We start from the raw sequence: 18,857 nt of genomic DNA, 5'->3' as shown, positions 1-18,857 counted from the left end.
GGCTCAGCGCAGGATGCCCTCCAGGAAGTCGCTGCCGAGCCGTGCCACCAACGTCAGGTCCAGCTGGTGCAGCACGTACCGGCCGCGCCGCCGCGTGGTGACCAGGCCGGCCTTCTTCAGCACCGCGAGGTGCCGGGAGACCTCGGGCGCCGTGATGCCGTGCGTGTCGGCGAGTTCACCGGTCGTGTGCGCGGATCGGGCGAGGTGGCGGCACAGGCGCATCCGCATCGGGTGGGCCAGCGCCTCCATGCGCAGTTGGAGCAGCTCCACGGAGGCGGGGGAGGGCAGCTCGGGGTGGTGCACCGGGTAGTGGATCACCGGACGCCAGCCCGGCGCGTGCAGCAGATTCAGGTGCGGCCAGCCGAAGGTGGACGGGATGAGGGTGAGCCCGGGGCCGACGGCGGGGTCGGCCGCGTCGGTCCGGCCCTCGGTCAGCTTGTCGGCGCTGATCCGGGACCCGGCCTCGTCGAGCGACAGGGCCGGGGACACCGCGCCCACCGCCTCGCCGAGCCCCTTGCGCCGCAGCAGATCCGTCTTGTGCCGGGCGTCGGCGACCAGCTGGACCTGCACCCGCCGCCAGGTGTCGGCGAAGAACGCCTGGTCGCAGTCCTCGAACAGGCGCCGGATCCAGCGACGTACGGAGATGGGGTCGGCCAGCAGCTGCTTGGTGAACTCCACCTGGTGGGGGCCGCGCGTCGCCGCCATGTCCAGGGCGCGGGCGCGCATCGTGGCGTCGCTGAGCGGCGAGGGCGCGCCCGTCCCGTACAGGCTGTGGCAGGTGAACTCCAGGGCGGCGGAGACGAACCGCTCGTCGTCGAGCCGGTCGAGGATGTCCAGGTCCTCGGCGAGATTCGCTCCCGTCCTGCCGTTGCCGCCACGGACCCCGGCGAACGGCATGAAGACGTCCGAGAACGTGTGGCGCCACAGGAAGTCGGCCTCGTGCAGCCGGTCGGCGAGATCGGGCTCCAGCGCGCTGGCGGTCGCCGTCGCCCAGCCGTGCAGGCCCGGGTGGTGTCCCGGTTCGGAGAGGGCGTGCAGGGCCAGCCCCAGCTCGGCGAGGGGGGAGGTCTCGAAAACGATGCGCTCGGGCGCCAGCCCCGCGATGTCGATGTGCACGCTCACCCGTCCATAGTGCGGGGTGCGCGGAGCAGGTCACGCGCCGTTTGACGGTGGTCGTCAATCGACGGGCCGGGTCGGCCGGGACAGGCTCACGCTGAGGCCATGGACGCCATTCAGCAGCACATGATCGACAGTTACCGCGCAGCTCAGCACGGGGAACTGCCGCCGCCATCGCCGGGTCGGCACGACTGGAGGGTGGTGCGCGAGGCACGCGACCGGCGCCGCTTCGACGCGGTGATCGCGGGCCGCCCGGCGCGCCGCCGCCGATGGACGGCGCTACGGGCCCTGTTCACCCGGCGCCGGCGCACCGCCCGGCCCGGCGTCCCCAGCCGGTGCGGCAACTCCAGCCCGTCCGGCGTTTGAGGACGGAACCGTCCGGGCGGGGCCCCGGGGGCAAACGTGTCCGGCACCCCCGTCGCGGTCCGGCCGACCCCCGCTAGGCCAGCCGCTTCACGAACTCCCGCACCGCCGCCCGTACGTCCTGCGCCGTCCACTCCAGCCCTTCCCGCCCCACCGTGACCTCGGTGAACGACACCCCGGGCGGCCCGGAAGCCGCAGGGTGCCAGACGCGGAAGAGCGCCACGCCCGTCTCCTCCGCCTGCCGCACCGACGCTTCCGCCAGGACGTCCGCCTCGTACGGCAGCCACACCTGGAACTGGTGCGTGTGCGGCGGCTCCGGATGCACCCGGAACCAACCGACGCCCGCCGCCGAGAAGCCCTCGGCCATCGCCCCGGCCACCACCTTCGCCTGTGCCACGTACGACGGCAGCTGCGGCAGTTCCTGCTCCAGGCCGATCAGTGCGGCGAGTGCCGCAGGGAACTGCTGGAAGAGCTGCCCGCCGTACCGGTGACGCCAGGTGCGGGCCTCCTCGATCAGCGACTCGGGACCGGCCAGCGCGGCCCCGGAGATTCCGCCGAGGGTCTTGTAGAACGACACGTACACACTGTCTGCGAGCGCCGCGATCTCCGGCAGCTCCCGCCCGAAATGGGGGGCGCACTCCCACAGCCGCGCGCCGTCGACGTGCACCACTGCATCGCGTTCCCGTGCGGCCGTCACCACGGCCTCCAGCTCCTCCCACGTCGGCAGGACGAAACCGGCATCGCGCAACGGCAGTTCCAGCATCATCGTGCCGAACGGCTCGGCGAAGTCACGGATCTCCTGCGCCGTGGGCAGCCGGGGCTCGGACGTCGGATGGACGGTACGCAGCCCGCTCACCGCCTCGAGCGCGCCGCGCTCGTGCATCTCGGGGTGCGCCAGGGGATGCAGCGCCACCGTGGAATTGCCGGTCCGCCCGGCCCAGCACCGCAGCGCGACCTGCTGGGCCATCGTCCCCGTCGGGAAGAACGCGGCGGCCTCCATGCCCAGCAGCCCCGCTATCCGCCCCTCCAGCTCGGTGACGACGCCGTCGCCGTAGATGTCCGCAGGGCGCTCCAGGTCGGTGACGGACCCGGCCCCCGCCGTCAGCGCGGCCAGCCGTTCACCGAGCGAGAGGTTCATGGGCGGCCTGATCAGGACCCGCTCGGCCGCGCGCCAGGCATTTGTCCTGCGCAGTCGCTGCGCGTCCTCCTTCGACCGCTCCGGCTTCTGAGCGTCGCTCCGCGCCCCGTGCCGCGCCTGCTGCTGTTGTGCCTGCTCGTCCTTGTCCGCCATGTCTGTCATGGGACGATCATCACGCAGAGTGCAGCTCGGGCCCGAACGATTTCCGGGTTCACCCGGGCCACGGGCCGCGTCCCCGCCCGGACTTTTCCCACAGGCTGTGGACAGCCAGGAGCCAGGACGAAACGCTGGCGTAGCATGCAGAGAAATCGTCCGGTACCCCCCGCGGACTGGAACGGAAGGCCACCGCCGCGTGAATGCAACAACCCCCAAGGAGCCCCTCGACGCGAGGGACCGCCCCGCCCGCCTCACGGTCGGCGTCGTGGGCGCGGGCCGTGTCGGCCCTGCTCTCGCCGCGTCCCTGCAGCTCGCCGGGCACCGACCGGTAGCCGTGTCGGGCGTCTCCGACGCGTCCGTGCGCAGAGCGGCCGCCCTGCTCCCCGACGTACCGCTGGTGCCGCCCGCCGAAGTCCTCGCGCGCGCCGAGCTGGTGCTGCTGACCGTTCCCGACGACGCCCTGCCCGGCCTGGTCGAGGGCCTCGCCGAGACCGGCGCCGTGCGGCCGGGACAGCTGATCGTCCACACGTCGGGGCGTTACGGGACGAAGGTGCTGGACCCGGCTCTGCGGGCCGGCGCCCTGCCGCTCGCCCTGCACCCGGCGATGACGTTCACCGGCACCTCGGTCGACGTCCAGCGGCTGGCAGGCTGCTCCTTCGGCGTGACCGCCCCCGAGGAGCTGCGGCTCGCGGCCGAGGCGCTGGTCATCGAGATGGGCGGCGAGCCCGAATGGATCGCGGAGGAGTCCCGCCCGCTCTACCATGCGGCGCTCGCCCTCGGCGCGAACCACCTGGTCACCCTGGTCGCCCAGTCGATGGAGCTGTTGCGTACGGCCGGGGTCGCCGCCCCCGACCGGATGCTCGGCCCGCTCCTGGGCGCCGCGCTCGACAATGCCCTGCGCTCCGGCGATGCCGCGCTGACCGGCCCCGTGGCCCGCGGCGACGCGGGCACGGTCGCCGCGCACATCGGCGAGCTGCGCAGGCACGCTCCGCAGGCCGTGGCCGGCTATGTCGCGATGGCCCGCGCCACCGCCGACCGCGCGCTCGCCCACGGCATGCTCAAGCCGGAGCGGGCCGAGGACCTGCTCGGAGTCCTGGCCGACGGCGCCGGCACCACGGGCGGCACCGGATCACAGGAGTCCCGATGACAAACAGGACCGGCAGGCCCGGCACGTCCGGCACGTCCCGCACCGCCGCCCCGCCCCGCACGCCCGGCACCGCCCCCGCGGCCACCCTTCTCCGTACGGCCGCCGAACTCGCCGCGTTCGCCCCCCTCAAGGGGCAGCGGGCCGTCGTCATGACCATGGGCGCTCTGCACGAGGGCCACGCCACCCTGATCCGTACCGCACGTGCGGCCGTGGGCACGGACGGCCAGGTCGTCGTCACCGTCTTCGTCAACCCGCTCCAGTTCGGCGAGGCCGCCGACCTGGAGCGCTACCCCCGTACCCTCGACGCCGATCTCGCCGTGGCCGGCGCCGCCGGGGCGGACGCCGTCTTCGCACCGTCCGTCGACGAGGTCTATCCCGGCGGCGAACCGCAGGTCCGGATCTCGGCGGGCCCCATGGGCGAGCGGCTCGAAGGAGTCTCCCGCCCCGGGCACTTCGACGGGATGCTCACCGTCGTCGCCAAGATGCTGCACCTCACCCGCCCCGATGCTGCGTTCTTCGGGCAGAAGGACGCCCAGCAGCTGGCACTGATCCGCCGCATGGTGCGCGATCTGAACTTCCCCGTGGAGATCGTCGGCGTGGAGACGGTCCGCGAACCGGACGGCCTCGCGCTCTCCAGCCGCAACCGCTTCCTGGACGTCGAGGAACGGCACACCGCCCTCGCCCTGTCCCGGGCCCTGTTCGCCGCGCGGGACAGGCTCGCCGCCCAGCAGGCGCTGCACGCCCGCGCGCAGACCACCGCGGCGACCACCGGCAGGGCCGCCGCGCTCACCGCGCTCGGTGAGACCCGCGCGGCCGCCGACACCCAGGCGGTGGCGCTGGCCCGCCCCGTGGACGGACCCGCGGCGGTACGCGCCGCCGCGCAGTTGATCCTCGACGACGCGGCCGCCGAACAGCCGCCGCTCGCCCTGGACTACCTCGCGCTGGTGGACCCGGCCGACTTCACCGAGATCCCCGACGACCGCACCACCGGTGACGCGATCCTCGCCATCGCCGCGAAGGTCGGCAAGACCCGCCTGATCGACAACATCCCGCTGACCTTCGGAGCCACCACGTGACCGGAATACGGCTGACCGCCCCCGCCCCCGGCTGGTCCATCGACGCCGACGTCGTGGTGGTCGGCTCCGGCGTGGCCGGTCTCACCACCGCGCTGCGCTGCGCAGCCGCGGGTCTCGCCACCGTCGTGGTCACCAAGGCCCGCCTCGACGACGGCTCCACCCGCTGGGCGCAGGGCGGCATCGCGGCTGCCCTCGGCGACGGCGACACCCCCGAACAGCATCTGGACGACACCCTGGTCGCGGGCGCGGGCCTGTGCGACGAGGCCGCGGTACGGACCCTGGTCACCGAGGGCCCCGACGCCGTACGCCGGCTGATCGAGACCGGCGCCCACTTCGACACCACGGACAGCGGCGACATCGCGCTGACCCGCGAGGGCGGCCACCACCGCCGCCGTATCGCCCACGCGGGCGGTGACGCGACGGGTGCCGAGATCTCCCGCGCCCTGGTCGAGGCGGTCCGCGAAGCCGCCCTGCACACCGTCGAGAACGCCCTCGTCCTGGACCTTCTCACGGATGCCGAAGGCCGTACCGCGGGCGTCACCCTGCACGTCATGGGCGAGGGGCAGCACGACGGTGTCGGCGCTGTCCGCGCCCCCGCGGTGGTCCTCGCCACCGGCGGCATGGGCCAGGTCTTCTCCGCCACCACCAACCCGGCGGTCTCCACGGGCGACGGTGTGGCCCTGGCGCTGCGGGCCGGTGCGGAGGTCTCCGACCTCGAATTCGTCCAGTTCCACCCGACGGTCCTCTTCCTCGGCGCCGGCTCCGAGGGCCAGCAGCCCCTGGTGTCGGAGGCGGTACGGGGCGAGGGCGCCCATCTCGTCGACGCGTCCGGTACGCGCTTCATGACCGGGCAGCACGAACTGGCGGAACTGGCCCCGCGCGACATCGTCGCCAAGGCCATCACGCGTCAGATGGAGCTGCAGGGCACCGAGCACATGTATCTCGACGCCCGCCACTTCGGCGCCCGGATGTGGGAACAGCGCTTCCCCACCATCCTGGCGGCCTGCCGCGCACACGGCATCGACCCGATCACCGAACCCATCCCGGTCGCCCCCGCCGCGCACTACGCCTCCGGCGGCATCCGCACCGACCTGCGGGGACGTACGACCGTGCCCGGCCTGTACGCCTGCGGCGAGGTCGCCTGCACCGGCGTGCACGGCGCGAACCGGCTGGCGTCCAACTCCCTCCTGGAGGGCCTCGTCTTCGCCGAGCGCATCGCGGCGGACATCATCGAGGACCGGCCCAGCGCGGGCGCCGCGACAGCCGGCACCCTTCCCGCCCCCTCGCCGCTGCTCGCCCCCGAGGCACGCGCCACGATCCAGCGGATCATGACCCGGGGCGCCGGAGTCCTGCGCTCCGCCGAGAGCCTGGCCGTCGCCTCCGAGGAGCTGGAGGCCCTGCACAACAGCGCTGCCGAGGCCGCCGGGGCTGCCGAGCCGAAGGTCGCGGTGCCCGGTGTCGAGGCGTGGGAGGCCACCAACCTGCTCCTCGTCTCGCGTGTCCTGGTCGCCGCCGCCCGCCGGCGCGAGGAGACCCGCGGCTGCCACTGGCGCGAGGACCGGCCCGAGCGCGACGACGAGAACTGGCGCCGCCACCTCGTCGTCCGGCTCACCCCGGAGCGTCAACCGGTCCTCCGTCGGACGGAGACCGAGGCATTCGGGCCCGTACGCCCGACGCAGGCACCAGACTGCGCAGCAGCAGCACCACTGATTCACCCCGCCGACGTCACCGAGGAGCCGTAACCGTGAGCACGCCCGAAGAGAATCCGCGCCCCACACCCGTGGACGTACCGCTGATCCAGATCGGCGCGCCCGCACCGTCCGCGGGCGGCTGCGGGGACGGCTGCGGCTGCGGCGGGGACGAGTTCTACGAGCTCGACCCCCTGGAGTGCGGCCTCGACCCCGACCTCGCCCAGCTCCTCGCCGAGGCGGGCCTGGACCCGGTCCAGGTCGAGGACGTCGCGCACGTCGCCATCGAGGAGGACCTCGACGGCGGTGTCGACGTCACCACCGTCGCGACCGTGGCCGAGGACGCCGTGGCCACCGGCGACTTCACCGCCCGTGAGGCGGGTGTCGTGGCCGGTCTGCGCGTCGCCGAGGCCGTCCTGTCCATCGTCTGCACGGACGAGTTCGCGGTCGAGCGCCATGTCGAGGACGGCGACCGCGTCGCCCCCGGCCAGAAGCTGCTGACCGTCACCACCCGCACCCGTGACCTGCTCACCGGCGAGCGCAGCGCACTCAACCTGCTGTGCAGGCTCTCCGGCATCGCGACCGCCACCCGTGCCTGGGCCGATGTGCTCGAAGGCACGAAGGCCAAGGTCCGCGACACCCGCAAGACCACCCCGGGCCTGCGCGCCATGGAGAAGTACGCGGTGCGCTGCGGCGGCGGCGTCAACCACCGCATGTCGCTGTCGGACGCGGCGCTGGTCAAGGACAACCACGTTGTCGCGGCGGGCGGCGTGGCCGAGGCCTTCAAGCGCGTACGCGATGAGTTCCCGGACGTACCGATCGAGGTCGAGGTCGACACCCTGCAGCAGGTCCGAGAGGTCCTCGGGGCGGGCGCCGATCTGATCCTGCTGGACAACTTCACCCCGCTGCAGACGGCCGAGGCGGTTGCCCTGGTCGGCGGCCGCGCGGTCCTGGAGTCCTCCGGCCGGCTCTCCCTCGACACCGCACGCGCCTACGCGGAAGCGGGCGTCGACTACCTGGCGGTCGGCGCGCTCACCCACTCCTCGCCGATCCTCGACATCGGCCTGGACTTCCGTGACACCGACGGGGCCGGCGTCTGATGCTGCTCACCATCGACGTCGGCAACACCCACACCGTCCTCGGCCTGTTCGACGGTGAGGAGATCGTCGAGCACTGGCGGATCTCCACCGACGCCCGCCGCACCGCGGACGAGCTCGCGGTGCTGCTCCAGGGCCTGATGGGCATGCACCCGCTGCTCGGCGAGGAGCTGGGCGACGGCATCGAGGGCATCGCGATCTGTTCCACGGTCCCGGCCGTCCTGCACGAGCTGCGCGAGGTGACCCGCCGCTACTACGGCGACGTCCCCGCAGTCCTCGTCGAGCCGGGCATCAAGACCGGGGTGCCGATCCTGATGGACAACCCGAAGGAGGTCGGCGCGGACCGCATCATCAACGCGGTCGCCGCCGTCGATCTGTACGGCGGTCCGGCGATCGTCGTCGACTTCGGCACGGCCACCACCTTCGACGCGGTCTCCGCCCGCGGCGAGTACACCGGCGGTGTCATCGCCCCCGGCATCGAGATCTCGGTCGAGGCACTGGGCGTCAAGGGCGCCCAGCTCCGCAAGATCGAGCTGGCCCGGCCGCGCAGCGTGATCGGCAAGAACACGGTCGAGGCGATGCAGTCGGGCATCATCTACGGCTTCGCGGGCCAGGTCGACGGTGTTGTCGCACGGATGAAGAAGGAGCTGGCGGCCGACCCCGACGACGTCACCGTCATCGCGACGGGCGGCCTTGCGCCGATGGTGTTGGGCGAGTCCTCCGTCATCGACGAGCACGAGCCCTGGCTCACCCTCATCGGTCTGCGTCTGGTGTACGAGCGGAACGTGTCCCGGATGTAGCGGGTACGGGGCGTACCTGCGGGAACGGTTCGGCGGAACGGGGGCCGCCGCCGCGCCGCCAACGGCCAGTTAAGCCGATTTTGTCCATTTAGCACGTATTGTCGCGTCATGCCCACGCCTTACGGATCACGCGGCGGTATGGCGTTCAGCGCGGACGAGCTGCGTGTGCTCCGACGCGCCCTCTCCACCGCCCTTCACCCCACGCCCCTGCCCGACGAGGACGTTCAGGACTGCCTGCGGCTGGCAGGCGCCGTGGACGAGGCGGTCGGCGAGGCGGGACGGCTGCGCACGTTCCTCCTTGCCGACCTCGTCCGCTACCGCAACGCCCTCCCCGGCTCCGTCAGCGGCTATCTGGAGCTTCTCCAGGACGCCCTGGCGGGCGGATACGACCCCCGTCCCGATGACCTTGCCGCGCTGCGCGCCCTGCGCCACAGACCGGTGGCCGCGGCGCTCCTGGAGCGTTGCCAGGTGCTCGCGGAGCGGTCGGTACGGGCCCGCCTCGCCGGACGTTCCGCGCCGTCGGCGGCCCCCGCGCCCCGCAGCCGACTCCTCGCCCTGCCCGGCGGCCGGGCCGCCGACGCCGAACCCGAACGGCCGAAGACCCCGGCGGCCCCGCCCCGGCCGGCCCCGCCGTCCGAGCGTCCGGCACCGAAGCCCTCGGAGGTCTTCCCGCCCCGCCGCCCGGTCCCGCCACCGCAGCAGTGGGCCGCGGGATAACCCCGGCGCAACGCGGAGGGGGCGCGCGGAAGTCGGTACCGGTCTCGCTACTCTGGATGCCATGGACTACGTATCCGCGCTCGTGCCCCCCGTGGTGATGGCCGCCTTCTTCATCGGCCTCGTCGTGACGATCGTCAAGAGCCAGGGCGGTCCCAACAAGGCCAAGGAGGACGCAGCCGTGGACATGGCGATCGGCCGTGCCGAGTCGGTCCAGCAGGCGCCACGTACCGACGGCGTCTGACTTCCCCGGACCTCGCAGCACGCGAAGGGCGCGCGACTTGTCAGGAGTCGTGCGCCCTTTTGCTGCGTAAATAGCCGAGCATTCCCGGCATCTGGCACTAAAGTGACATTGTGCCCCGCCAATTGGGAGATCTGGAAGACGCCGTGATGACACGGGTCTGGCAATGGAACCGTCCGGTCACCGTGCGGGAAGTCCTTGAGGACCTTCAGCAGGAACGCTCCATCGCCTACACCACCGTCATGACGGTAATGGACAATCTCCATCAGAAGGGCTGGGTGCGCAGGGAAGTTGACGGCCGCGCATATCGATATACGGCGGTCTCCACCCGCGCCGCCTACTCGGCCGCACTGATGAACGAAGCATGGTCGCGCAGTGACAACCCCGCCGCCGCTCTCGTCGCCTTCTTCGGCATGATGTCCGCCGAGCAGCGTGAGGCCCTCAAGGACGCCATGCGGATCGTTCTGCCCAACCTGCACGGGGCCGCCGAGCCGCCGTCCGATGAAGCGGCGGATGAAGCGGTGGGTGAAGCGACCCATGAAGAGGTCGATGAACCGCGCGATGAACCGACTGATGAACCGGCCGGAGAAGCGACCGGAGATCCGGCCGATGGCGCGGCCCCGGAGACCGGGCGATAGCGTCTGGGTATGTCCTCAGAGCTTCCGCATACCGATTTCCGTACCGAGCCGTCGGTTATAAACGTGGCCATCACAGTCCGTCGTGCCAGGACCAGTGATGTGGCATCGGTCCGCCGTCTCCTCGACGGGTACGTACGCGAAGGCATCCTGCTCGACAAAGCAACGGTGACGCTTTACGAGGACATCCAGGAGTTCTGGATCGCAGAACGCGACGAGGACGCCCGGGTCATCGGCTGCGGTGCACTCCATGTGATGTGGGAAGACCTCGCCGAAGTGCGCACTCTCGCGGTCGATCACAGCATCAGAGGTGCCGGAGTCGGGCATCAAGTACTGGACAAGTTGTTGCAGACCGCTCGTTGGCTGGGCGTACGGCGGGTTTTCTGTCTCACCTTCGAAGTCGACTTCTTCGCGAAGCACGGCTTCGTGGAGATCGGAGAGACACCGGTCGACGGAGATGTCTACAGCGAGCTGCTGCGTTCCTATGACGAGGGTGTAGCAGAGTTCCTGGGTCTCGAACGAGTGAAGCCGAACACCTTGGGCAACAGTCGGATGCTTCTGCACCTGTGACCGCCACAAGAAGCCGTGGCCCTATGTCCGAATCGCACATGTTTCCCGTCTTCTCAGGATCCTGAACCTCTCCCGGGGGTTTGTGTTTTCCGGGGAAAAGCGGTTTCCTTTCCGCGTACTGCATTTTCGATGAAAGGAAATCCGGTGGCACAGAAGGTTCAGGTCCTTCTTGTCGATGACCTCGACGGTGGCGAGGCGGACGAGACAGTGACGTTCGCTCTGGATGGCAAGACGTACGAGATTGACCTCACCACGAGCAACGCGGACAAGCTCCGTGGTCTTCTTGAGCCGTACACCAAGGGTGGCCGGCGTACGGGTGGCCGTGCAGCGGCCGGCCGTGGCAAGGGCCGTGCCGTTACGGGTGGCAACAAGGACACCGCGGAGATCCGTAAGTGGGCGCGCGAGAACGGCCACAATGTGAATGACCGCGGCCGTGTTCCCGCGGAGATCCGTGAGGCTTACGAGAAGGCCAACGGCTGAGCTGTCGACTCATCGGTCGACCGCCCCGTTCGGGCGCGCATCAACCGGACCCGGTGGCATTCCGTCGCCACCGTGTCCACGAGCCGTACGAGATCGGGAGCATCCCCACCCCTGCTCCCGAGGCCGACGAGGGCCGGGAGCTCCGGCTCTCCCTCGTGCCGCAGCCCGGGGGGCCGCAGCCATACGGCGGCCCCCGACCGGCCCGCCACCCGACCGGGCGGCGTCGGCGCAGTGATCCGACCGCCCGTACCGATGGCGGTCAGCGAGAGGGTGACCCCGCCCCACTCCAGCCAGTCGAGCAGCCCGGGCAGCTCGTCGGCGCTTCCCGCTGCCACCAGCAGGCTCATCCGCGAGCCCGTCAGCGCCACAGGTCCGGTGCGGCCCACCCGCCGCAGCGCCGCATGGCCGGCGGCCGCAGGTACCTCCAGGACGTCGAACCGCAGCCCGGTCGGCAACCGCACCGGTGTGGTGCCCTCCGTTGCCCAGCCGAGCTCGCGCTCGTACCACTGCGCCCACCGTGCGCTCTCGGCGTGGCCCTCCTGCTCGTCGGCGACCGACGGCAGGGTGGACGGGGCGGTGATGGCCATGTCGGGAGAACGGCAGAGTCACCCCAGGGGTTACGCAGAGTCTGCGGCCAAGTGCTCGGTGTGTCCGAGATGGGGGCGTAGGGACGCATTCGGGAGCGCGAAGATGTTCGCCCGTAGCGGAGGGAACCGGCGTGCGCCGCATGGACTGTCTGTAATTGCGGGTAAGACATCCCTAGTGGGGAGGGGCGACACGCAGACCCGGGCATCTCACGTTCGCCATCGGCGTACTGGTGAAAGGGGTATCTGCCTGGCCTGCGGGAACATCGTCTCGCACCATCGGGTTGGAGCAGATGTCGGCGTTCGGGGCAGGAGGCCAAGGACGGTGTCGGCAGTTGGAATGAGCGGTCCCCGCTTGCGGGACTAAGCTGCGGAAGGACAGGGAGGGGACCGACCCCTTACTGCCTGACCGCTCTGAGGAGCGATTAACGATGTTCGAGAGGTTCACCGACCGCGCGCGGCGGGTTGTCGTCCTGGCTCAGGAAGAAGCCCGGATGCTCAACCACAACTACATCGGCACCGAGCACATCCTCCTGGGCCTTATCCACGAGGGTGAGGGTGTCGCCGCTAAGGCCCTGGAGAGCCTCGGGATTTCGCTCGAGGCGGTCCGCCAGCAGGTGGAGGAGATCATCGGCCAGGGCCAGCAGGCCCCGTCCGGGCACATCCCCTTCACGCCCCGGGCCAAGAAGGTCCTGGAGCTGTCGCTCCGCGAGGCCCTCCAGCTCGGCCACAACTACATCGGCACCGAGCACATCCTGCTCGGCCTGATCCGCGAGGGCGAGGGCGTCGCAGCCCAGGTCCTCGTGAAGCTGGGCGCCGACCTGAACCGGGTGCGGCAGCAGGTCATCCAGCTGCTCTCCGGCTACTCGGGCGGCAAGGAGGCGGCAACCGCGGGCGGCCCCGCGGAAGGCACGCCCTCCACGTCCCTGGTGCTCGACCAGTTCGGCCGGAATCTCACCCAGGCCGCTCGCGAATCCAAGCTCGACCCGGTCATCGGGCGCGAGAAGGAGATCGAGCGGGTCATGCAGGTGCTGTCCCGCCGTACCAAGAACAACCCGGTTCTCATCGGCGAGCCCGGCGTCGGCAAGACGGCGGTCGTCGAAGGACTGGCGCAGGCCATCGTCAAGGGCGAGGTGCCCGAGACCCTCAAGGACAAGCACCTCTACACCCTCGACCTCGGTGCGCTGGTCGCCGGCTCCCGCTACCGCGGTGACTTCGAGGAGCGCCTGAAGAAGGTCCTCAAGGAGATCCGCACCCGCGGCGACATCATCCTGTTCATCGACGAGCTCCACACTCTGGTGGGTGCGGGCGCCGCCGAGGGCGCGATCGACGCCGCCAGCATCCTCAAGCCCATGCTGGCCCGCGGCGAGCTGCAGACCATCGGTGCCACGACGCTCGACGAGTACCGCAAGCACCTGGAGAAGGACGCCGCTCTCGAGCGCCGCTTCCAGCCCATCCAGGTCGCGGAGCCGTCGCTGCCGCACACCATCGAGATCCTCAAGGGTCTGCGCGACCGCTACGAGGCCCACCACCGCGTCTCCATCACGGACGAGGCGCTGGTCCAGGCCGCGACGCTGGCTGACCGGTACATCTCGGACCGCTTCCTGCCGGACAAGGCGATCGACCTGATCGACGAGGCCGGTTCCCGGATGCGCATCCGCCGGATGACCGCGCCGCCGGACCTCCGCGAGTTCGACGAGAAGATCGCGGGCGTCCGCCGCGACAAGGAGTCCGCGATCGACTCGCAGGACTTCGAGAAGGCCGCGTCCCTGCGCGACAAGGAGAAGCAGCTTCTCGCCGCGAAGACCAAGCGCGAGAAGGAATGGAAGGCCGGCGACATGGACGTCGTGGCCGAGGTCGACGGCGAGCTGATCGCCGAAGTCCTGGCCACCGCGACCGGCATTCCGGTCTTCAAGCTGACGGAGGAGGAGTCCTCCCGTCTGCTGCGCATGGAGGACGAGCTCCACAAGCGCGTCATCGGCCAGAAGGATGCCATCAAGGCCCTCTCGCAGGCGATCCGCCGTACGCGAGCCGGTCTGAAGGACCCGAAGCGCCCCGGTGGCTCGTTCATCTTCGCCGGCCCGTCGGGTGTCGGTAAGACGGAGCTCTCCAAGACGCTCGCCGAATTCCTCTTCGGCGACGAGGACGCGCTGATCGCCCTCGACATGTCGGAGTTCAGCGAGAAGCACACGGTTTCCCGCCTCTTCGGTTCTCCCCCCGGCTACGTGGGTTACGAAGAGGGTGGCCAGCTCACCGAGAAGGTGCGCCGCAAGCCGTTCTCCGTCGTCCTCTTCGACGAGGTCGAGAAGGCCCACCCCGATATCTTCAATTCCCTTCTCCAGATTCTGGAAGACGGTCGCCTGACCGACTCCCAGGGCCGGGTCGTGGACTTCAAGAACACGGTCATCATCATGACGACCAACCTCGGGACCCGGGACATCTCCAAGGGCTTCAACCTGGGCTTCGCCGCCCAGGGCGACGTCAAGACCGGCTACGAGCGGATGAAGAACAAGGTCAACGAAGAGCTCAAGCAGCACTTCCGCCCCGAGTTCCTCAACCGTGTCGACGACACGGTCGTCTTCCACCAGCTCACGGAGGAAGACATCATCCAGATCGTCGACCTCATGCTGGCCAAGGTGGACGAGCGCCTGAAGGACCGCGACATGGGCATCGAGCTGAGCTCGGAAGCCAAGTCGCTCCTGGCGAAGAAGGGCTACGACCCCGTGATGGGCGCCCGGCCGCTGCGCCGGACGATCCAGCGCGAGATCGAGGACATCCTCTCCGAGAAGATCCTCTTCGGTGAGCTGCGCCCCGGTCACATCGTGGTCGTCGGCACCGAGGGTGAGGGTGAGGAGAAGAAGTTCACCTTCCGCGGCGAGGAGAAGTCGGCTCTGCCCGACGTCCCCCCGATCGAGCAGGCGGCAGGCGGCGCGGGCCCGAACATGTCGAAGGACGTGTAAGGACGCTCCCGAGCGCCTGAGTATCTGAAGGGGCTGCCCCGGAACCGTGAGAACGGTCCGGGGCAGCCCCTTTTGCCGTGCCGCTGTGCCGCCGTGCCGCTGTGCAGCCGTCCTGCCGTCCTGCCGTCCTGCCGTGCCTGCCGTGCCTGCCGTGCCCGCGGTGCCCGTCGTGCCCGCGGTGCTGCCGTCAGTGGCGCAGGTCCTCGTTCCGCCTCGGCAGCAGCCCCAACTGCACCTTGCTGCCCCCGTCCTCGTGGCCGACCCGCCAGGGCTCGCCGGTCGTGGCATCGCGCGGTTTCAGGGCGAACGCGGCCTTGTGGGTGCGGCCGGTCGTACGGGACGCATCGGCGCCCGCGCCGACCACCCAGGCCTTCACCTTGGCGCCGCCCTTGGTCGCCTTGCGGAGTTCGAGGGTGAAATCCATCTGGATGTCGCCGACCTCGAAGGCCACGGGGCGACCGGTGCCACGGTCCGCGGCGTCGATGAGCTGGTTGCGGATCGACTCGACGGCATCGGCGAGCTCGATGCCGTCCATATCGCTGGTGCCTGCCGGCGTCACAGGCCATGGTCTGTCCCCCGGGAGCTGAGCTGGTCGCCGTGTCAGCGTAGTCAGGTTGCAAGCCGAAGGTCCTGAATCGGACGGCCTCGGGTCCCGCCGCCAGTGACAAGGCGCACAGCCCGTTCCGGGCCTACTAGCGGTGTTAGGGGCAGGCGCCGTGATCGCGGAGGGGACCTTTGCCCCTGCATGGAGAGGGGCTTTCGGGGGCGGGAGGAGAGAAGCCCGGATCACTATGTTTAGTCCGATTAGAGCGGTTTGGGGCTGGGGTTAAACCTGTCCGAAACAAGAGTTTCGATGAGTCCGGAAATGGGGCGCGTGAAACCTGCGCCGGTGAATTCCCGAGGCTCCCACTACGGCTTTTGTTCGTAGATGGGGTATTTGAGCATTGGTGCGGGTGCGGGTTACCAAGGGATGACCAGCCCGGCGGAAGCGTCGGGTCCAGTCATCTCCGGAGGTTCTCCGCTTATGTCGAAGCGCGTTTCGTTCCACTCCCGTCGCCCGTCCCTGTCCCGTGTCCGTGGCGCCGTCGTGGCAGCCGGCCTGGGGACGTCGATGGTTCTCGGTGTGGGCGCTGCGTTCGCGGCCGGCACGGTGGGTGCCCCCGACGCCGCGAACCTGATCAGCGTCAGTACGGCCAACTCGGTCGCCAAGCAGGCGGCCGTGCAGGCCGAGGCGGCCAAGGCGGCCAAGGCCGAACGAGCGGCGGTCAAGAAGGTGGCTGTGAAGAAGGCTGCCGCCTGGGAGACCCCGGTGCGCCACTATGCGCTGAGTGCGAGCTTCGGCAATGACGGCGCCCGCTGGGCCCACAAGCACTCCGGTCAGGACTTCGCTGTGCCGATCGGCACCAAGGTGCAGGCCGCGCACAGTGGCACCGTCGTGAAGGCCGGTCCGAACGGCGGCGGTGACGGCCCCGCGTACGGCAATGCCGTCGTGATCAGCCACGGCAACGGCGTGTACTCGCAGTACGCCCACCTGTCGCGGATCGATGTGCACATCGGTCAGACCGTGAAGACGGGCGAGAAGATCGCCCTCTCCGGCAATACCGGAAACTCCAGCGGCCCGCACGTGCACTTCGAGATCCGGACCACGCCGAACTACGGTTCCGCGATCAACCCGGTCTCGTTCCTGCACAAGCAAGGCGTCATGGTCTGACCCGACCGGGACGCACCCCTCGGGGCCTGTCCGGCCCTACTCGGCGGACCCCGGGCTGTGTGCCCGGGTGACCAGATCGAAGGCGACTTCGAGGACGGCCTTGCGCTTCTCCTCGGGGTCGCCTTCGAGGTCTTTGAGGGCGAACATGCCCGCGTGCATCGTGAAGAGCGCGGTGAAACAGCGCACCTGGTCGGTCAGCGGGGCATCGGGTTCCTTGATCAGATCGACCAGTCCGACGACGCGGTCCTTGATGGTCTTGCCGATGCTGAGCTCCCGTACGGTCGCCTGGTTCTCCTGCATGAACTGGAAGAGCGGGGCGGCGGCGGTCAGCGCCTCGCTGTAGCGGCGCAGGATCTCCTTCTTCGTCTCCAGGCTGTGAGGCTGGCCCCTGCCCCACTCGATCAGCTCCTCGACAGGCCGGTTCAGGTCGTCGAAGATGCTGGCCAGGATGTCTTCCTTGGTCTTGAAGTGGTAGTAGAGCGCGGCCTTGGTGACATCCAGCCGCTCGGAGATCTCGCGCAGTGAGGTCTTCTCGTAGCCCTGTTCGGCGAAGAGTTCCAGGGCGACGTCCTGAATGCGCTGGCGCGTGTTGCCCCGGCGCGGCTGCGGTGTGCTGCCCATGGCGCTCTCCCTCGATACTTACTTGACGCCCGGCTAGTTACGGGTCTACTTTCCCCAGTGTAGTCAACTAGCCGGGCGGCAAGTAAGTGCCCGGTACGTACAGGGGATCAGGGGAGTGGGGACCATGTCGGACCTGAAGAAGGCGGCGGACGGAAGGGTGGACGACCGGCCTGCCGAGAAACCCGAGAAGCGGCAGCGCAGCGTCCAGGTGGTGATGCTCGCCCTGATGATCACGATGCTGCTCGCCATGCTGGACAACCTGATCGTCGGCACTGCCATGCCGACCATCGTCGGCGACCTCGGCGGCCTGGAACATCTGTCCTGGGTCGTCACCGCGTACACGCTGGCCACCGCGGCCTCCACCCCCATCTGGGGCAAGCTCGGCGACATGTACGGGCGCAAGGGCATCTTCCTCACGTCCATCGTGCTCTTCCTGATCGGCTCGGTACTGAGCGGAATGGCCCAGGACATGGGTCAGCTGATCGGCTTCCGGGCAGTGCAGGGGCTTGGCGCGGGCGGCCTGATGGTCGGCGTCATGGCGATCATCGGCGACCTGGTGCCGCCCCGTGAGCGAGGCAAGTACCAGGGGATGATGGCCGGTGTGATGGCGATCGCCATGATCGGCGGACCGCTGGTCGGCGGCACAATAACCGACCACCTCGGCTGGCGCTGGAGCTTCTACATCAACCTGCCGCTGGGCGCGGTCGCCCTCGCCATGGTCACCGCCGTGCTTCATCTGCCCAAGCGGGAGCGCACCGAGGCGAAGGTCGACTACCTCGGCGCGGGTCTGCTGACCCTCGGCATCACCGCGATCGTGCTGGTCACCACCTGGGGCGGTTCGGAGTACGACTGGAACTCCGCTGTGATCATGGAGCTCATGGCGATCGGTGTCGCCTCGCTCGTCGGCTTCCTCTTCGTCGAGACGAAGGCTGCAGAACCGATCATTCCGCTCCACATCTTCCGCAACCGCAACTTCACCCTGATGTCCGTCGTCGGCTTCATGTCGGGCTTTGTGATGTTCGGTGCGGTGCTCTTCCTGCCGCTGTTCCAGCAGTCCGTCCAAGGCGCGTCGGCGACCAACTCGGGTCTGCTGCTCCTGCCGATGCTGCTGTCGATGATGGTCGTCTCGCTGATCGCGGGACGGGTCACCACCAGCACCGGCAAGTACAAGATCTTCCCCGTGGTGGGCTCGGTCCTGATGGTGACCGGTCTGTTCCTGCTCTCGCAGATGGACACCGGCACCACGCGGTTCACCTCGGGCGTCTACATGGCGGTGCTCGGTGCGGGCATGGGCTTCCTGATGCAGATCACCATGCTCGTCGCGCAGAACAGCGTCGAGATGAAGGACATGGGAGTCGCCTCCTCCGCGACCACCCTCTTCCGTACGCTCGGCAGCTCCTTCGGTGTCGCGATCATGGGCGCACTGTTCACCGGGCGGGTGCAGGACGAGATGGCTGCCCGCGGCGGCGGGGGAGCCACGGCGAAGTCCGCGCAGCTGGACGCGGCGAGCCTGGCGAAGCTGCCGGATGCGATGCGTGAGGCGTACCAGTTCGCGGTGTCGTCCGGCACCCACATCGCGTTCCTGGTGGGTGCCTCGGTCGGAGTGATCGCTCTGCTCGCGTCGGTGTTCGTCAAGGAGGTCCCGCTGCGGGGAGCGGGCCCGGAAACCGTGTCGTCGGACGGTGCGTAGGAGTCGGCCGCGGTCGCCGGCCCGAAGCAGCGCGAGGCCGTCTGATCGCTTCGCGCCGCACGAGCGGTGT

General features: G+C 69.7%; 19 protein-coding genes. 14 read left to right on the top strand and 5 right to left on the bottom strand.

The genetic code is table 11. From position 1 onward, the window contains the following. Positions 1-3 precede the first annotated feature (3 nt). Complete coding sequence (locus tag ACIPEK_RS23335; RefSeq protein ID WP_401999489.1) at positions 4-1,116, bottom strand: DUF5937 family protein; 1,113 nt, start codon at positions 1,114-1,116, stop codon at positions 4-6. Positions 1,117-1,221: 105 nt separating this feature from the next. Here ACIPEK_RS23335 and ACIPEK_RS23330 point away from each other — a divergent pair, with 105 nt between their 5' ends. Then, positions 1,222-1,482 carry a hypothetical protein gene (locus ACIPEK_RS23330; RefSeq protein ID WP_401999194.1) on the top strand — a complete coding sequence of 87 codons (261 nt, stop codon included), beginning with the start codon at positions 1,222-1,224 and terminating at the stop codon, positions 1,480-1,482. Positions 1,483-1,555: 73 nt separating this feature from the next. Here the strand turns inward: ACIPEK_RS23330 and ACIPEK_RS23325 are convergent, their stop codons facing one another. Then, on the bottom strand, positions 1,556-2,770 hold the full coding sequence (locus ACIPEK_RS23325; protein WP_401999486.1) for a threonine aldolase family protein: 1,215 nt from the start codon (positions 2,768-2,770) through the stop codon (positions 1,556-1,558). A gap of 199 nt (positions 2,771-2,969) precedes the next feature. On the opposite strand from ACIPEK_RS23325, the gene ACIPEK_RS23320 reads away from it, so the two are divergent. The 10 genes from ACIPEK_RS23320 to ACIPEK_RS23275 all read left to right on the top strand — a co-directional run bounded on the left by ACIPEK_RS23320 (position 2,970) and on the right by ACIPEK_RS23275 (position 11,221). Beyond that, positions 2,970-3,920 (top strand): Rossmann-like and DUF2520 domain-containing protein, encoded by a 951-nt coding sequence (locus tag ACIPEK_RS23320; protein ID WP_401999191.1) that lies wholly within the window; start codon positions 2,970-2,972, stop codon positions 3,918-3,920. Next, positions 3,917-4,996 carry a pantoate--beta-alanine ligase gene (gene panC / locus ACIPEK_RS23315; protein WP_401999188.1) on the top strand — a complete coding sequence of 360 codons (1,080 nt, stop codon included), beginning with the start codon at positions 3,917-3,919 and terminating at the stop codon, positions 4,994-4,996. The genes ACIPEK_RS23320 and panC overlap by 4 nt, the downstream gene beginning before the upstream one ends. Next, complete coding sequence (locus ACIPEK_RS23310) at positions 4,993-6,738, top strand: L-aspartate oxidase (RefSeq protein WP_401999185.1); 1,746 nt, start codon at positions 4,993-4,995, stop codon at positions 6,736-6,738. Before panC ends, ACIPEK_RS23310 begins: the two co-directional genes overlap by 4 nt. Positions 6,739-6,740: 2 nt before the next feature. Continuing rightward, complete coding sequence (gene nadC / locus ACIPEK_RS23305) at positions 6,741-7,784, top strand: carboxylating nicotinate-nucleotide diphosphorylase (protein WP_383067361.1); 1,044 nt, start codon at positions 6,741-6,743, stop codon at positions 7,782-7,784. Next, the gene (locus tag ACIPEK_RS23300) at positions 7,784-8,581 is read left to right on the top strand and encodes a type III pantothenate kinase (RefSeq protein WP_114245204.1); all 798 of its coding nucleotides are present in this window, start codon (positions 7,784-7,786) and stop codon (positions 8,579-8,581) included. The genes nadC and ACIPEK_RS23300 overlap by 1 nt, the downstream gene beginning before the upstream one ends. 138 nt (positions 8,582-8,719) lie before the next feature. Next, positions 8,720-9,298: a hypothetical protein gene (locus ACIPEK_RS23295; protein WP_401999483.1), complete on the top strand. Its 579-nt coding sequence runs from the start codon at positions 8,720-8,722 to the stop codon at positions 9,296-9,298. Between the two features lie 61 nt (positions 9,299-9,359). Continuing rightward, positions 9,360-9,539 (top strand): hypothetical protein, encoded by a 180-nt coding sequence (locus ACIPEK_RS23290; protein WP_327274509.1) that lies wholly within the window; start codon positions 9,360-9,362, stop codon positions 9,537-9,539. A 110-nt stretch (positions 9,540-9,649) separates the two neighbouring features. After that, on the top strand, positions 9,650-10,174 hold the full coding sequence (locus ACIPEK_RS23285) for a BlaI/MecI/CopY family transcriptional regulator (RefSeq protein WP_401999180.1): 525 nt from the start codon (positions 9,650-9,652) through the stop codon (positions 10,172-10,174). 9 nt (positions 10,175-10,183) lie between these two features. Continuing rightward, on the top strand, positions 10,184-10,741 hold the full coding sequence (locus ACIPEK_RS23280) for an amino-acid N-acetyltransferase (protein WP_327274511.1): 558 nt from the start codon (positions 10,184-10,186) through the stop codon (positions 10,739-10,741). A gap of 144 nt (positions 10,742-10,885) precedes the next feature. Beyond that, entirely contained in the window at positions 10,886-11,221 is a 336-nt protein-coding gene (locus ACIPEK_RS23275; protein WP_093894032.1) for an Lsr2 family protein, read from the top strand. On the opposite strand, the gene ACIPEK_RS23270 is transcribed toward ACIPEK_RS23275, so the two are convergent. After that, positions 11,200-11,808, bottom strand: a complete 609-nt coding sequence (locus ACIPEK_RS23270) for an SCO3374 family protein (RefSeq protein ID WP_401999177.1) — start codon at positions 11,806-11,808, stop codon at positions 11,200-11,202. The genes ACIPEK_RS23275 and ACIPEK_RS23270 overlap by 22 nt on opposite strands. A gap of 428 nt (positions 11,809-12,236) precedes the next feature. Between ACIPEK_RS23270 and ACIPEK_RS23265 the strand changes: the two genes are divergently transcribed. Further along, the gene (locus ACIPEK_RS23265; RefSeq protein ID WP_093894034.1) at positions 12,237-14,765 is read left to right on the top strand and encodes an ATP-dependent Clp protease ATP-binding subunit; all 2,529 of its coding nucleotides are present in this window, start codon (positions 12,237-12,239) and stop codon (positions 14,763-14,765) included. 187 nt (positions 14,766-14,952) lie between these two features. Here the strand turns inward: ACIPEK_RS23265 and ACIPEK_RS23260 are convergent, their stop codons facing one another. After that, positions 14,953-15,300: a trypco2 family protein gene (locus ACIPEK_RS23260; RefSeq protein ID WP_401999480.1), complete on the bottom strand. Its 348-nt coding sequence runs from the start codon at positions 15,298-15,300 to the stop codon at positions 14,953-14,955. Between the two features lie 489 nt (positions 15,301-15,789). Here ACIPEK_RS23260 and ACIPEK_RS23255 point away from each other — a divergent pair, with 489 nt between their 5' ends. Next, positions 15,790-16,476, top strand: coding sequence for a M23 family metallopeptidase (locus tag ACIPEK_RS23255; RefSeq protein ID WP_401999174.1), 687 nt, complete (start codon positions 15,790-15,792; stop codon positions 16,474-16,476). A 36-nt stretch (positions 16,477-16,512) separates the two neighbouring features. Here the strand turns inward: ACIPEK_RS23255 and ACIPEK_RS23250 are convergent, their stop codons facing one another. After that, positions 16,513-17,097, bottom strand: a complete 585-nt coding sequence (locus ACIPEK_RS23250; protein ID WP_401999172.1) for a TetR/AcrR family transcriptional regulator — start codon at positions 17,095-17,097, stop codon at positions 16,513-16,515. Between the two features lie 124 nt (positions 17,098-17,221). Between ACIPEK_RS23250 and ACIPEK_RS23245 the strand changes: the two genes are divergently transcribed. Then, entirely contained in the window at positions 17,222-18,787 is a 1,566-nt protein-coding gene (locus ACIPEK_RS23245; RefSeq protein ID WP_401999169.1) for an MDR family MFS transporter, read from the top strand. Positions 18,788-18,857 lie beyond the last annotated feature (70 nt).

It is taken from the genome of Streptomyces sp. NPDC088246, assembly GCF_044741025.1.
Taxonomy (GTDB): domain Bacteria; phylum Actinomycetota; class Actinomycetes; order Streptomycetales; family Streptomycetaceae; genus Streptomyces.
This window is presented reverse-complemented; position numbering and strand designations above follow the sequence as displayed.